At 64.2% G+C, this 15,524-nt stretch carries 10 protein-coding genes; 3 read left to right on the plus strand and 7 right to left on the minus strand.

Annotation, left to right across the window (positions count from 1 at the left end):
• Positions 1 to 16: 16 nt before the first annotated feature.
• Positions 17 to 1,069 (minus strand): alpha/beta hydrolase, encoded by a 1,053-nt coding sequence (locus tag ACFVJ5_RS06895; protein WP_379218929.1) that lies wholly within the window; start codon positions 1,067 to 1,069, stop codon positions 17 to 19.
• Between the two features lie 60 nt (positions 1,070 to 1,129).
• Between ACFVJ5_RS06895 and ACFVJ5_RS06900 the strand changes: the two genes are divergently transcribed.
• Both ACFVJ5_RS06900 and ACFVJ5_RS06905 read left to right on the plus strand, forming a co-directional pair.
• Entirely contained in the window at positions 1,130 to 2,848 is a 1,719-nt protein-coding gene (locus ACFVJ5_RS06900; protein ID WP_379218930.1) for a serine hydrolase domain-containing protein, read from the plus strand.
• Between the two features lie 308 nt (positions 2,849 to 3,156).
• On the plus strand, positions 3,157 to 4,575 hold the full coding sequence (locus ACFVJ5_RS06905) for a TIR domain-containing protein (RefSeq protein WP_379218931.1): 1,419 nt from the start codon (positions 3,157 to 3,159) through the stop codon (positions 4,573 to 4,575).
• 681 nt (positions 4,576 to 5,256) lie between these two features.
• Here the strand turns inward: ACFVJ5_RS06905 and ACFVJ5_RS06910 are convergent.
• The 4 genes from ACFVJ5_RS06910 to ACFVJ5_RS06925 form a co-directional block, all read right to left on the minus strand.
• The gene (locus tag ACFVJ5_RS06910) at positions 5,257 to 6,720 is read right to left on the minus strand and encodes an SAVED domain-containing protein (protein ID WP_379218932.1); all 1,464 of its coding nucleotides are present in this window, start codon (positions 6,718 to 6,720) and stop codon (positions 5,257 to 5,259) included.
• Positions 6,717 to 7,658 carry an AAA family ATPase gene (locus ACFVJ5_RS06915; protein ID WP_379218933.1) on the minus strand — a complete coding sequence of 314 codons (942 nt, stop codon included), beginning with the start codon at positions 7,656 to 7,658 and terminating at the stop codon, positions 6,717 to 6,719. Before ACFVJ5_RS06915 ends, ACFVJ5_RS06910 begins: the two co-directional genes overlap by 4 nt.
• 71 nt (positions 7,659 to 7,729) lie before the next feature.
• Complete coding sequence (locus ACFVJ5_RS06920) at positions 7,730 to 8,233, minus strand: hypothetical protein (protein ID WP_379218934.1); 504 nt, start codon at positions 8,231 to 8,233, stop codon at positions 7,730 to 7,732.
• A gap of 1 nt (position 8,234) precedes the next feature.
• Positions 8,235 to 9,236, minus strand: coding sequence for a CBASS oligonucleotide cyclase (locus ACFVJ5_RS06925; RefSeq protein ID WP_379218935.1), 1,002 nt, complete (start codon positions 9,234 to 9,236; stop codon positions 8,235 to 8,237).
• Positions 9,237 to 9,783: 547 nt separating this feature from the next.
• On the opposite strand from ACFVJ5_RS06925, the gene ACFVJ5_RS06930 reads away from it, so the two are divergent.
• On the plus strand, positions 9,784 to 13,455 hold the full coding sequence (locus ACFVJ5_RS06930; RefSeq protein ID WP_379218936.1) for a hypothetical protein: 3,672 nt from the start codon (positions 9,784 to 9,786) through the stop codon (positions 13,453 to 13,455).
• A 120-nt stretch (positions 13,456 to 13,575) separates the two neighbouring features.
• Here the strand turns inward: ACFVJ5_RS06930 and ACFVJ5_RS06935 are convergent, their stop codons facing one another.
• Complete coding sequence (locus ACFVJ5_RS06935; protein WP_379218937.1) at positions 13,576 to 14,475, minus strand: TniQ family protein; 900 nt, start codon at positions 14,473 to 14,475, stop codon at positions 13,576 to 13,578.
• A gap of 3 nt (positions 14,476 to 14,478) precedes the next feature.
• Entirely contained in the window at positions 14,479 to 15,519 is a 1,041-nt protein-coding gene (locus ACFVJ5_RS06940; RefSeq protein ID WP_379218938.1) for an ATP-binding protein, read from the minus strand.
• Positions 15,520 to 15,524: the final 5 nt, after the last annotated feature.

Below are 15,524 nucleotides of genomic sequence, written 5' to 3' on the forward strand. Positions count from 1 at the left end.
GCTACTCGAGCTGGGCTCATCGCACCTGTTCAGCCGGTGCGTTGCGCTCGACGGCCATGAACGCGCCATCGTGGGGTAGTGACCAGTCCGGCCCGACGAACACCTGGTCCGCAGCCGGGTTGGTACCGGCGAGATGTTCCAACCAGGCCGTCGACAGCCCGGCGACGGGATTGTTCGGCAGGTCGCCGTTGACCGCGAAATGCGTCGCGTTGATGGCAGTCGCGATGTAGGCCGGAGCCTGGAAGATCGTCTTGTAGTCGACCCATCGGGGCCAGAGCATATCCGGGGTGATGATGTCGAGGTTGCCGGTGATGGTCAGCGTCGGCACGGTGACATTGAGCCCGGTGGGCGCCTGGATGCCGGTAGCCACACTGAGTGCCCCGATGATCCGCAGCCGCGGGTCGAGCAGATGCACGTTGCCCGGCAGATAGCTCGCCGCCCAGAACGTCGCTCCCGCACCGCCGGAATGGCCGCCCAGCATCGTCCGGGCGAAGTCGACTTTGCCGTGCAAAGGGGACTCCGGTCGCGCTTCCTCCGCCAGCAGCGCCTGGATACCCCAGATATCGTCCGTGGGGAAGGAATTCACGAAGTTGTACGGTATTGCGACGACGAATCCACGGCTCGCCCACAGGCGCGCGATGGCATCGTACTGCCCCGCGTCACCGTCGAGTCCAGGCAACCACACCAGCACCGGTGCGGCGTCCATGGTCTGTAGGTCGCGCGGGGAGTAGTAGAGCATTCCGATCGGGGAATCCAGGCCGTGCGGAAACGCGTACGTGCACCGCATCTTGTCCATGTCGTTGCCACCGGCCAGCCAGAACCCGACACGCTGCATCGTGCCGTAGAGGTCGTCACAGGGATGCAGCTCCTGCGACACCGCGACCTCGTGCTCACCCGTTCGCGCGAACTCTCGATGGATCTCGCCCTGTACCGTCTTCGGCCACACGCCGAAAGGACCGGTGGATGTCGGCGGCTCCTCGTGATCGGTCGGCTGCGCGGTGGCGACCCCCGAACACATCGCTACCGCCATCCCGACCGTCATGATCCGCAACACCGTCGATCTGAACATTCGCTCCCCTGGAATTAATGTTGGACACCGTCGTCCATGTTTCCGGGACGGTACCCGGATGTGGCGTGGGGCACAACTTCCACGGCGACGAGCTCCGGCGACGGGGGAGGGGCACGCACTGGTTGCCCACCGCAGGATTGCGCTGGTTCGGTTGATGGATTCGGGATTGTGTTTCACCGCACAGTGGAATACTGTGCGAACACTTGGACACGAGCGTCCAACATTGTGCGCGGCGATTACCTCGTGCACCAGCCAAGGGGAGCAACCAGCAACATGAAGTTCGCCGCACTGAGACGAACGGTCCTGACCGCCACGGCCGCAACCATCCTCGTCAGCACCGCGCCCGCAGCGTTGGTGGCGGCCGAGCCGACAGCGACGCCGCCGGCCCAGAACAGCTGCGCCGAGCCCGCGCCGGACCAGATCGCCGAACGGCGCGATGCTCGAGCAGCGGGCTTCGACCCTGCGGCGTTGAACGCCGCGATGGATTTCGGCGCCGCCAAGGGCGCCATCGCGTTGCAGGTCTACCGGCACGGCTGTCTGATCGGCGACCGCACCAACTCGTGGAACTTGCCGATGCCACTGGCGAGCGGAACGAAGGGTGTCCTTTCGGTAGCCGTCGGCCGGGCGATCACGCTCGGATACTTCGGCCTCGACGACCCGATCGGCAGGTTCTTCCCCCAGGCCGACCCCGCCCACGCCGCGATCACCGTGCGCCAGATCCTGACCCAGACCTCCGGCCTGCACTTCAGCTGGATCAACGACATCACCGGCTACTACACCGATCCCGTGCAACAGGGCCTCAACTTGCCGGTCGAACACGATCCGGGCACGACCTTCCAATACGCGCAAGGCGTTCTGACCCTGCTCGCGGAGATCGTCGAAATCGCCGGTCAGCTGGACTTTCAGGACTTCATGCAACGCGAACTCATGGACCCGCTGGGCATCAACCGACAGAACTGGTTCTGGCTGCGGGATCGTTCCGGCAACTCCATCGCATCAGGCGGTCTGGCGATGCGCCCCGATGACTTCGCCAGGTACGGCCGCCTCATGCTGCAGAACGGCACCTGGCAGGGCCGAAATCTCATCGATCCCGACTATGTACGCCAGGCCGCCGAGCCCACCTCAGCCAACGGCGGCTACGGATTCCTGCTCTGGACCAATGCCGGTGACACCCATTGGGGATCGTTCTCCGGGCCCCGTGCTCGCCTGCACGAACGTCCCATCCTGCCCGGATCGCCGCGCGATACCTACGCGTTCTCCGGTGCTCTCGGGCAATTGGCTGTCGTAGTCCCCAGCCTCGATATGGTCATCGTCCGCAACGGCATCCCTACCCGCATCGACCCGAACAACCTCAGCGCCAATCTGACCGGCACCGGCAACCCCGACAATCAAGAACTTATCCGTCTGATCACCGCCGCCGTCGACGACGTCCCTGACGTTCAGCCCGACAAACCCCTACCACTACGACGACAGCACAGGCCCGTTGATCACCGGCGTCGAAGACCTCGCTTACTGGGCCGACCCGCAGAATGTCCTCGGCACACTCCTCGGCGTAGGCCCCTACGCGCCCGGAAACTGCAACATCTTGACGTGCAACGGGACCGTTGTGCCGATCGATGTCTTCAACTGGATGGTCGATGCGGCCAACCAATTCGCCGCGGTCGCGGCAGGGCTCGGTACGGGCCCGCGCTGACTCCGGAATGGGTACGAATGCAACTGGAGCGAAATCGGTCCAATGAATCAGCATGCCCGACCCAGCCCCTCGTTGTGTCACAGTGACGAATTAGGGCAGGGGAAGTTGGGAGGGGGAGTGTCACCCACCATGCGGCTGGATCGGTGTCTGGAGGTGCGCGCCCACCATGAGGGTGAACTCTTCACCGCCGCCATCGGTTGGGCCGCAATCCGGATGGCCCAGCACAATACCGCCACATCGATGCGATAAAGGGGACAACCCGACACGCCGGGACTGGATAGTCCGACGTCGCCGGGTTCTGCGAAGGATGACTCTCTAAACGGTGAGCCTCCGGCATAAACTGGGCCATAGCAGTTCAGGGCGGGCGTTCGGGACGGCATCACAGGAGCGGAGTATGGCATCCATGCAACAGGCGTCCGGTCGGGTATTCCTCAGCTATCGGCGCGAGGACACCCAGGGCACCGCCCGCCACCTTCGCGAACGCCTCGTTGACCGACTCGGCGCCGATCGGGTGTTCATGGACATCGACTCGATCGAGATAGGAGTCGACTTCACGAAGGCGATCGTCGATGCCGTCAGCGTCAGCGACGTATTTCTCGCGCTGATCGGGCGGCGCTGGGTGTCGGTCGTGGACGAGCAGGGCCAACGCAGACTGGACAGATCTGGTGACTTCGTCGTATTAGAGATCGCGACGGCGCTCGCACGCGGCATCCGCGTCATCCCCGTGCTCGTGGACGGCGCTGACATGCCGCGCAGCTCAGAACTCCCGCCGTCCATCGAGTCTCTGGCCGTGCGCAACGCCATCCGCCTATCGCACGAGTCCTTCCGTTCAGACGTGAACAGGCTGCTCGACCGCTTGACGAGGCTGCTCGACGGGAGCGCAACGCCAGCCCACCAGCGCCCGACCGGGGGCCGAGTCCCCAACGCCTTCCGCGACCCCGCCGACGATGTGAGTCAAACCGACACGTCCTCCGTCGAACCCCACCAAAGGCAGGTAACCCAACCATCCGCACTGCCGGCGCGAACGCCCGAATTCACCCGTGCCGCGTCGTTCGAACCGGTACATCGGAGCGAGCCGCGACCCCGACGGTCGCGGCTCTTGGTGATTGCAGCGCTCCTCGCGTCTGCCGCGGTCGTCGGTGGCGTTGTGCTCGTGAAATTCGTGGCTGAGGGTGGGGGCGACCAGACGAACAGTTCATGCGGCGCGCTGGATGCCGATTTCACGAACGGGTCGAAGTATCCGCAATTCGCTACCGCTCACATGCCGACGGAACCGGAGTACACACGGGACGGCCTTGTCGTTGTGGGTGCGCCTGGTTCGGATGTGCGAACCGATTTTCAAGGCTCGGTGACGGCTGCGTTCGTAAGCATTCCCGTGCGGGGCGATTTCACGTTGGAGACCAGTGTGACCGTAGATCCGACGAAAAGTTACCAAGCCGCCGGATTGCTGATCATGGTCGATCAGCTCAATTATGTTCGTCTCGAACGCGGCCACGGCACGTTCGACGCGATCGCCTTCGAGTTCTCGACTAACGGCGAACACGTCAAGCTGACGACTCCCTTTGCGAATGAGCCGGGTTCGGGTGCGGTAATACGGACGTCGGCAGATGCGGTCGATCTACGTCTGCAACGAAACGGTTCGGCGATCACAGGGGAGTGGCGAACCGCCGGTGCACGGCAATGGGAAGCGTTACCGGGGTCGGCTCAGCTCGTCGGCGAGGCGACGGCCGGAATGTCCGTGCTCAACACACCGATACCCAGCAGTCCGCTGTCTGCCGTATTCCGCGAGTTGTCCGTCGTGTGTGCGGAGTGACATCGGCTTCGCGCGCACGGATTCGGTGTGCCATGCGGGTTGGCGACATCCGCAGTGCCCCTCAATTCTGCCCTGCTGATCCTGCAGTCGATTGGTCTCAACATCGGGGGTTCGACGGGCACAATGCTCTCCACCTCGTCGCATCGGATTGTTCGGGCCGGCATGCTCGTGGGCGGATAGCGATCACCCACCCACAGCCGTGTCCGTCACGACCGAAGAAGTCCGGCGCATTCACGGCAGGCACGCACATCAGCCTCGTCTATAGCGTTTCGTCACTGTGACACATTGATGGATGCATGGATGTTCACCCAGAGCAGCGGTATGCGCACATACTCTCAACTTTCCCGGCGATTCGAGCTGGTGCCAGCATTTACCGGAACAGGCTCGACCTTTTCCGAATTGGACAACACTGCAAATGTGCGATCCAGAAAGATCTGAGAGTCGGCTGAGTCTTCTACCTGGGCATTCTCAAGTAGTTCCGGAAAGATCTCGCACAGCACTTCCGGAATGAGCTGAGAGTAAGCCGCATAATCCGGAAGAACCTGAGAGTAGCGAGCCTGGTTCGGGGTCGCGCTGGTCGGCGATCCTCCAGGCGAGAGAAACTTGTCGGCTGCTCCGGCGGCGTATCCGATGCCGACGTGACCGAAGTGCTCGCGCCACTCACGATTCCGCAGTGGGTTGTTACCCAGGCAGTGTGATGGTGGGGGAGTACCCAGTAATGCCCAGGTGGTCGTACACGATGGTGGTCGGCAATAGATTCCAGTCGTGCCCGAGGAACAGAGCGATGCCAGCGGGCGACGATACAAACAGGTGTACCCGCTCCGCGCGCATCTCTTTGGCCGCGGCTCGGATGTGGTCGCGAGCACGCCGGACCCAGTCAGCAGACCATCCCGGCCCAGGCACCGACGTTTTGCTGGGGCCACCGGACGTGGATAGCGACAGGATTCGTCCGATCGGGATGCCCGAGGATTCGATGTAATCACAGACGTCATCTGTCGGGTCGTATGTGAGCGCGATCGCAACCGCAAGATCGGGACCGTCGCCCACGCGCCGGTCGATCACGACCTCGACAGCGGCAGTTGCCCTTCCCACATCGGTCGTCCAAATGACATCTCGCTGGTCGGTCGACAGCACCCAGCCTCCGACATCTGGAAATGTCCGGCCCACGGCGAAGTACAACGGTAGCCGCATGTGTGCGGTGATATAGAGCTTGCGACTCTTGAAACCTTCGAGGTCCTTCTTGGCCGCCTTCAACTTCGGCATGACCACGCCCTCCCACGCGGCGGAGTCCAACAACTCCCGCCGCTGGAATGGGTCTACATCCGGGTAGAGGTCGATGATGTCGACTTCGGCGTTTGGTCGGTGCGGCAAGGTAGCGCGATCGATCGCGTGGATGGCGAGGACAAGCTCGCTGCCGCGGGCGAGTAGGCCCTTGGCGGCGACTTCAGCCCGGATGTCGTTCGTCGTGCGAACGCCAGCGCCCGAGGTGACCCAGCCGCGGACCATCTCGCGAGCACGGGACACGGCGTCGTCGTCATCACGAAGACCCGCGTTTCGCATCAGCGTAGCCGCCCTCGCTGCCCACGAAGCGTCAGACTCTCCGCGAACGAATTCGACCGCCGTAAGGAAACCCTTGAGGTCGTCCTGCGTCACGCCTAGATGGTCTGCCCAGGCAGACAGTTGAACTCCGCCTTTGCTCCGCGGTGTAAGCGCGTCGAGCTTCGTCCGGGCGATTTTGTCCGTGAGATTGTCGATGAGCTTGAGGACGGGGTCATTGTGGTCGTAGTTCTTGTTCGAGAGAAGCTGCAACACGAACGGCTCCCCCTTGGCGGTCACATCCACCCAGGTGCGATGGAAGTGCTGGAGGGGGCTCTTGCCTTTCGGTGTTCGTGCCGTCACGAGCCAGTCGGCGTCGATGACCGCTCCGCGGTCGACGCCTGACTTCACTTGAATATAGAGGTGCGGGCGGCCCGAAGTTGCTGTCGAGCGCACGACGATGTCGTCAAACGCGCCGCCGTCGGAGTCCTCGATGCTGACTGATTCGAGTTCCGGGTCGGTCAGTATGCGGCCGGCGTGGAACAGGCCGACGATGTGCTGATAGTCGTCTCCGCGGATGGCGGCGCCTCGGGCGGGCATCGTCGTCATGCCGCGGCTCGATCATCGAACGGAGGCGTCGGCTGCAGGTCCTCGGCGACGGCGAGCAGCAGGTCTGCTGTGATCGCGGTGTCGGGGTAGGCGGCCAAAATGACTGACGGGACCAAGCGTTGGGTGATGTCGGAATAGGTGTATCCCGGCCGACCATCTGCTCGCCCGCCGGTCGCGAGGACCAATTTGTCGATCGTTTCATCCGTGAGGTCGAATCCGGCGAACGCATTCTGGAGCACCTTTCGGCGCTGTCCATCGTTCGGGCGGCCGAACTCGAAAATCGCGGCAGCGCGACGTTTTACCGCTGGGTCCAACGCCGCAAGGCGGTTGGTGCACATCACCACCAGCAGCGGAATACCGGAACCCGCGATGTCATCGATACCTGCCAGAAATGCATTCACACCCGCGCGGTCTTCGTGATGCATCTGGGTCGCCTCACGCGACTGCACGAGCGCATCGGCCTCGTCAATAACCAGGACGGTGACACCGCGCAGCTTTCCGCTGGAAGAGCGGCCGAGCTTCGCTTCTGCGATGACCGTGGCAAATGCGTCCCCGACGAGGGCCGTCATCTCGCCGACGTGACCGGTGCCACGCGTGGTCAGCTTGAGCCGGAACAGGGTGACCTCGATGTCCAGTACTTCGGCCAGGTCGCATCCGAAGCTCTCCGCCAGCGCCGACTTTCCGGACCCGACGTCGCCGGCGAACAGGATCAACGGTGCGCGGTCGCGCAACAATGTGAATGCTTGGTCATCGGCGGCGACGTTCGGGTGATGTCTGGACGCCCAGCGGGCCAGCACCGACGGATCGGCGAGTACGGCTGCTTCTTTGCGGAGTCGGGTCTTGACCTCGTCGAGGCCGACAAGACGTGCGTAGCGGCCCTTGCGGATCTCGTCGGGCAGCGTGATCACGGGATGGAACAACTCGTTGTCGCTTGACACTGATCGTTCTCCAAAAGTCGGAAATGGCGCCTACCGATGTGCACGACGCCGAAATGGATAGGTTGATATGGTCAGATGGCGCAGTAGATGTCGCGACTGAGGCCGACACCGTTGCGGGAATACTGTGAGCTGTTCCCGTAGCTGCCCGCGGTCGCCGACGGTTCTGGTGCCCCCGAGCGCTGGAATGGCAGCTTCTTTTTGAATTCATCCTGCTCGGCAGATGTCAGCGCGGCGAATTTATCATTCCGCTTCAAATAGCTGCAGAAACTGTAGCCGGCCACGTCGACCGCGCTCGGCAGGCCGCCTGGGGGCTCATCGCGAAGCTGGCCACCTGCGGCTGCGGTGTACCGTAACCGCAGGATCCATCGGTCGTCGTCCTTGAAGCCGAAGTCGACCGTGTCGAGGTAGCCGGCCTTCAGGTACTGGGCGGTCTCCTCGATGTACTTGTCGATCATGGACAGTTCCGGCTTGCCGTAGCGGGCGTTGAGGTTACGGAGGTTGGCGCCGAGTTTGCTTGCGACGTAGCGGGCGTCGGTGATCGTGAAGCTGGAGCTGCGAGTGATCGAAGTGGTCATGTCAGGCCACCGAGAAGGTCGGGCCGAACACCGTGCGCCAGGCATCGACCGCGTCGCCTTTGAACGGTGCCGTTCCCGCCCAGGTGATCTGGTCCAACGCCTGCGAACACCGCTCGACCAGCCGCTGCCGATCGGCGTCGGTGTAGGACTTGGTGACGTTGTTGAGGGGGTTCACCGGATCCCACACCTGCACCGGCTCGTCGGACTGGTCGACGTCGCCGACGGAGTAGTAGTCGGCGAACACGATCGGCTGCCTCAACTCGGTCGTGACGATGTAGCCGAAAAACTGCTCGAACGCTCGCGGGTAGTCCTTGACGGCGAAACCCTCACCGTTCCAGCCGTTGTCCCACAAGTGCGCGACGATGAGTTCAGCGAGGAAACTCTTGAACCGCAGCTCCGGTCCGACGGCCTCGGCCTCCTTCTTGGCGCGGCTGATGAACTGCTTCACCAGCCGGATGAACTCCTTGTACTCCGAACCCACCTGGTTCTTGCGCTTGTTCAGGAACTCCAAGTGCTGAGTCACCGAGGTGAGGACCTTCTCGCCGGACGGGGTGATCAGGTGGCCGCGGTCATTGGCCTCCCCTTCGTACAGCACGGCTGCGACGTCGATCTTCAAGCCGCTGCCGTGCATCGTGATTCCGACGGCGTGGTGGGAGATTTGGAAATCGTCGGCGTCCTTTGTGGCGCCGTAGACCTCGATGCACCGGTCACGCAGCCATTCCAGCAGCTTCGACTCCTCGGGGTCGACCCCACCGATCGCGGATGCGCGGACATAGGCGGCGATATCGGTGTCTGAGCCGGCACGGATCGCGGTGTGCTTGGCGACGCTGCCCGATGCGCGCATCTTCACCAAGTCGTAGTCGGGGTGCTCGGCGATGTAGTTCTCCAAGCGCGAGCGCAGGTGCGCGACCTGGGTCCGCCTCGCCTTCGCTTTGTCACTCGGGACGTTGACCTTGTCTTGGGCGTATTTCGCCAGGTCGGCATGACTCACATGCGTGTGCACTGATCTCCTTGGGTCGATGAGCGGCTCGCAGCGAACTCGACACAGGAGCCGACGAGACCGACCTCGACCTAGGAACGCACGGCAACAGTCCGTGGGCGCGAAATTGTGCGCGCACACGGAATGCACCCTATGCTGGTAAGCGACCAAGCAGTACCACGTAGGCCCTGAGATCAGACATCACGTCGACTCGGGGCCTACGTCTTGTCCGGACTCTTGGAGGTCGGCTGGACCTCCTCACAGAGCATACCGCCACCCACCGACAACTATTGGCGCTCGCGGGCCGCGAGTGCCAGCATTGCGAATACCCGCTGGGATGACCTTCGTGCCCGCTCAGCTGCTCCGGGACAACGACATCGGCCGTGATCTCGGGTGTGAGCGGTGGCCTGCGTGTACCTCGCTCTGTGGGCATGGCATCCAATACCGCAACGCCGCAGGGCGTTGCTGTGCTGTTGTCTCGAGAGTTGCTGTGGCGCAACACAATCAATGACGTGAATGTAGCCTGGATCGCATGGACGACCAGGGGGAGTCAGTCGGTGTTGTGCAGAGGATGCCCGTTGACGGTGTGAATACCGGGCCGGTGACCGAGTCGTGGATCAGGTACGAGAAGCAGGTCGTGGCGTTGGCGCTGCTGCGCATGTTGCTCGAGGCTGGTGACGTCGAAGCGATCGCTGTGCAGCACTCGTCAGATCTTCTCGTTCTGCATCGTGATCGCAGGCCGCGGCTGGTGTCGATCAAACATCGCGAACCGCACCAGAAAAGCGGTGACAGCGGGTGGGGGCAGTCGCAGTTTTCGAAGGTCTTGGCCGATCTGTATCGGCAGTGGGTCGAGGCGCAGCGCGCCTGCCGGCCTGCGTTCTGGTCCAACGCGGGCTTCATCGGGGACCTGCGTCGGTTTCATGAGCAGCGGATGCGCGGCGCCGCACCGCCGGCCAAGACCCTGCAGTGGGCGATCAAGACTGTCGCCATACCGGCCGCAGACGCCGCTGGGTTCCTCCACGAACTGGAGTTGCTCGATGAACCCCTTCCGCGGCGCACGGAGATCGAAGCGGTCGGTGCGGAGTTGGCGGGGCAGTTGCTTCGACACCACGGCCGTCATGGCCACCTCCTGTTCGCTCGGCAGTGCTTCGATGCGCTGACCGAGCGCGTCGAAGAGCTCAGTGCCGCGACGCCGATCCCGCCCGCCGACGATGCCCGTCTCGAGATGATCCGAAATCTGTATCCGGTACTGGATTGCGGTGATGCCGCGGCGCTGGCGTCACGGACGTTACCGGTCGACGAGGCCCAGGCCATCGTCTTGCGGGCTCATGATCTGCGGTCGGCGAGCACCGTGCCGGACCCGGGGTTCGGCTGGGAACCCGATGATCGGTTCGTTGGTCGTGGCGGGGTGTTGGCGCAGTTGATCGGGTTACTACAGCCCGGCGGAGTCGATCCGGTGTCGCCGGTTGTCCTGCGCGGAATGACCGGCAGCGGAAAGACCAGTGTGGCAATGCAGTTCGCTGCCACACATTCGGATGTGGTGCGACCGGTGTTCATCAGCGCACACAGCCGCGCCGAAGTGATCGTGGCATTGCAGCAACTCGGTGCCGACACCCGTGGTGGGGGAGCCGCCGAGGCTCGCACGCCGGTCACCGGTGCACTGCCTGCGACCACGGGCTTGTTGCTGATCTTGGACAACGTCACCGACCTCGACGCTGTTCGTGGGTTGATCCCGCGTAGGTCGCTGTGTCGGGTGTTGATCACCACGACGGTCGCCAACCTCGACAGCGGCTACCAAGAGATAGTGCTGACATCGTGGAGTCCGCAGGAGAGCACGCAGTTCCTGCGTGATCACCTGCCCGGCTCCCAACCCGCAGACTGCGATCGACTTCGTGAGGTCCTGCACGACCATCCCTTGGCACTGGTGCAGGCGGTGGATCACTGCCGGGTCACGGGCCGGCTCGTCACCGACTATGTGGCCCGGTTGCACGAGGCACCCGCACACACGTTGCAGCTCGGACAGGCCAGTGGACACCCGGTCTCGATCATCGAATCGATCCGACTCAACATCGAGGCCGTCCACGCCAGTGATCCCGACGCGCTCATGTTGCTGTCGGTGCTGTCGGTATTGGGGCCTGCCCCGATCCACGAGTCGGTCCTCGGGCAGCCGGTCGGTGTCGCGGTGGTCGAAACCCCGAAGCCGATCACCGGACTCAGCAGTCGGCTCGGCCCGTGGTGGTCGCGGTTGCGGGGCCGGCCCTACACCGACCCGACCGCAGCGCGTCTGGTCGCGAGCCGCGCGATGGCGATTCGAAAGCACCTGCATGACAGCAGTCTTCGCGACGCAGCGGTGGAAAAGCTGGCCCGGCTCTCACTGATCGGTGCCAACGCCGGGTATCTGTCGGTGCATCCCCTGATCGCGCTGGTCGTGACCGACCGGATCGAGCAGGACCCGGTCCCGTGGATTCAAGCCGGGGTCGGGCTGTTCGTTCCCGAAGGCAGTTCGCTCACCGCGCCGATCCCGGTACTCGACGACAACCTCAGCTCGGCAGCCCATGCCGCCGTCGGTGCGCTCAGCCGAGGCCTCGAGGGCGCGGCACCGGTCTTTCTCGCCATGCGGGTGTGTCACCGGCTCATGCTCATCGGACCACACGCGGCCGCCCTTCCCCACGGCTGGACCGCCGTCGACTTCGGTGAACGCGCCGCCGCCGCGGCGGCGGCCAATGCGGCCCGGACCGCGACCACCATGTGGAAGCTGGCGGCCGCGCGTGCCCAACTCGTCTTGGCTCAGGCCTATTCGCTGTCCGGTCGCGGCGCCGATGCACTGCACACCACCGAAACGGTCATGGATTACGGTCTCGAAATCGGCAGCCCCGGCGTTGTCATCGAGGCTGTCGCGACCGCGGAAGCAATCGTCACCACCCACGGCGGCCTCGAGGAAGCCGGACATCTCCTCGCGATGATCGGCGAGTTCGTCGATGCGGAAATACCCAGTGACCACGCGGCGTCGGTCACGGTTGTCCAGGCGAATCTGCTGCGGATGCTCGGGCGCAGCGCCGAAGCGATCACGGTGTGCCGGACCGCTATCGACCTCGTCACCGCACATCCGGACACGGATCCGAAATTGGCGATGAAGGCATACGCCGCGGCGTCGGTCATCGCCCGAGACAACCGCGATGACCTGGCATCGATGAAGTACGCGCTCGCCGTTATCGCGATCCAGGACAGCGAAGACAACGCGCCGTCGATCACCCCGGTCGCCGCGATCATCAACCTGCACGCCGCCGCCGATGCCGCGATCGGTGCCGGCCGCTACGAACAGGCCCGGGCGCTGATCGACCGGGCAGCCCAGGCCGTGACCGAGCACGGCTTCGGCGACGGGTCGTTGATGCGGGCCGACAACCTGATCACCGAGGGGCGGCTGTTTTTGGTCGAAGGGCGCTCCGAACAGGCACGCGGCTGCCTCGAGGAGGGGATCGCCGTGGTGCGGGCGATGCCCTCAGGGTTTCGGCCACGGCTGTCGGCACCGCTGGTTCATCTGGCTCTGACCATGTCCGGGCTCGGGATGAACGAGATCGCACTCGAGCACGCAACCGAGGCATTCACCATCGACAGTGAGATCTTCGAGCCCGGACATCGCGAGATCCAACAAGACATCCACGTGATCAACGCCCTCAAAGCCCACCTTGGCGACGTCACCGACCCCGAAGGCGGTGCCACCCATGCCCTGCTCGGCCTTGCCACGGTGGGTGGCACGGCAGCCACCATTCCCAGCGACGGGCGGATCGCCGTGGACGTCACCCAAGTACTGGCAAACATTCGCTACGGGCTCGACAAACTCGACGAGGACCCCTTCCAGGAGTGGTCGCTCACCGACCTCATCTCCGAGGAAGAAGTGGCGATGATGTTCTACGTCGGCGGATTCGGGGCGGTCATGATCTGCGAGACCCTCGACGGGGTTGCAGCCCTGCTGGCTGCCCGATTCGGCGAGGCGAGAGCGTCGCGGGGCATCCATCCAGACTTCGACCTCAACACTGCCGGTAGCCACCAGTTTCACTACACCCGCGAATCCCACGACCTGGCCGTCGAATTGCTGAACAAGGTTCTCGCCGACGGCGAGCAGATCACACCACGCTCGGCGATCTTCGACAACCACGAGGACCAGGACCTGCTAGCGATGACCTGGATGGTCGTGGTGTTCATCTACGCCTTCGCCAATGCCGGTATGGCACGAGGGTTCTGACCCGGCCACGTCCCGCTCCGTACGCACTGCGACGTCAAAATGGGTGCCTACGACGGCGGCCGGTCTCGCCGCGGTGGAGTCATCGGTGGCGGGCTGCCGATACGTTCCCCGTGTGGGGCGCTAGGTGCTGTGCTCTGTTGCGCTGTTCGCGATCTCGTCATGGTGCGACGTGGTTTGCGGCGATGGCCACAGCAGCGAGCTGGTGAGGTAGTGCAGCGGGTCACCGGCTCCGCCGGGTCGGGCGCCGATGAGTACGGTGCGTGCGATCTCCGCGTGTGCGTTGTTCACGCTGGTGCGGGTGTCAGCGCCGTGCGCGATTCGTGCGCGCAGTCGCAAGATGACCCCGGTCAGGGTCACCGTGCCGGGGTAGCAGCACGCGTCGATGATCGGTTCGGGAATATAGGTATCGGCGACCCAGCCCAGGCTCGCGCGTCGGGTCCTCAAGCCGGGATCGGTGGAGCCGAACAGTATTCCGTTCTTGCGCCAGTAATTGAAAACCACGAGTGCGTCGTCGAAGGCGTCGCGGGTCAGCGGTGTGCCCCAGATACCGGCCAGCCGGTGGTGGCGGGTGGCCGCCGCGGTCAGGGCGGGTGCGGCCGCGCAGCTGAATTGTTGGTTGGCTGTGCAGGGCAGGTGTGGGCCGCCGATCCAGCGTTGATGTTTGCGGCACACGGCCCGCTCGGCACAGGCGAACACGGTTGTCGTGGTGTCTGCTCCGCGTGCTGCCGCGCAGTGGGTGCAGGCCGGGCTTCGCCAGCGCGCGGGTCGATGGCCCTCACCGCCGACGACGGGTTCGTCGGCGGTGCACAGTTCGGGTAGCGCTCTACACAGGTTCGTCGGTGTCAATCCGGTGAGTCCGGACAGTGCAGCTGCCGGGACGGGGTGGTCGCGGACCATGATGCGTAGCGGGGAGTAGGGGGTGCCGTTGTGTCGTGCCAACCGGCGCAGGTACCCATCCAGTGTTTCTCCGGTGAGCGGGACGACCCGCAGCGGCAGCCGCCGTGGCGGTGTGGGCTCCATCGTCTACCTCCTGCGGCGATCGCTACGAACGGGTGGGCGGTGGCCGGCGGCGTAGTCGTCGGCGGCGCTGTCGAGAACGACCGCGTCGAGGTGGGCTCGGGTGATGCGTTCGCGGCCGTCGTCGATCGCATCGAGCGCGGCGTCGGTGAGCAGTTGTTTGAGCGAGCCGATCGAGCCTGCGGTGCGGTGGAACAGATATTGATCCTGACGGGCGAGGGCACCGGCGACTTGATTGCACAGGGGCAGGTCGTTGTCGAAAGCGTCGATGAGATCGACCCATTCGCGGCGGTCGCTGGCGCGTTCGATGTGGTAGGTACTCATCTCGTAGGGAATCGTGCGAGCACGCCATTGTTTGCCGGCCTCACCAGTGAACAGCGGAGCGTGGTCGAGGTCGACGCCGACATAGATCATGGTGGCGTCGATGTGCTCGGCGAAACGTTTGAGCGCGTTGGCCGCCTGGGCGCCGTTGGTCTTGTGGGTCTGCAGATGCTGGACTTCGTCGACGATCACGAACCTGGTGCCCAGTTCGCGCAGGATCGCGGTCAGCCGGTAGAGGCGGGTATCGGCGTTGCCGCGCGCGGACAGGGGCAGACCGACGAACTCGGCGAACGCTGCCCACAGCTTGTTGTCGGAGTTGACATCGCCGATGGTGACATAGATGACGGGCAGGTAGCTGAGGTCGTCGACGGCCCGGTTGTTTCTGCGGCGCAGGCCGACGTCGAGCTCGCGGCCCGCGTCCAGGATCGTGGTCGACTTCCCCGACCCGGACACACCGGCCACGCGCAGGCCGCGACGAACCACCGGTGAGGGCTGTGTGGTCCGTTCCAGCAGTCGGCGGCAACGTTTGCCGATGGTAACGACATTGCGGGTCTCATAGACCCGGTTCTCCACGATGTAGGACCGGCGGGAGGCATCGAATCGGGCCTGCTCGGGTGCGGGCAACGCGGCGCGCTGTGCCCGGGTCAGGTGCGGACGCCGCTCGGCCGGTGTCGGCTCGTAGAGGCAATGCTCGATCCAGGTCTCCTTCGTCGTCGGCGCAGCCATCCTTG

Source organism: Nocardia sp. NPDC127606 (assembly GCF_042671725.1).
Lineage (GTDB): Bacteria > Actinomycetota > Actinomycetes > Mycobacteriales > Mycobacteriaceae > Nocardia.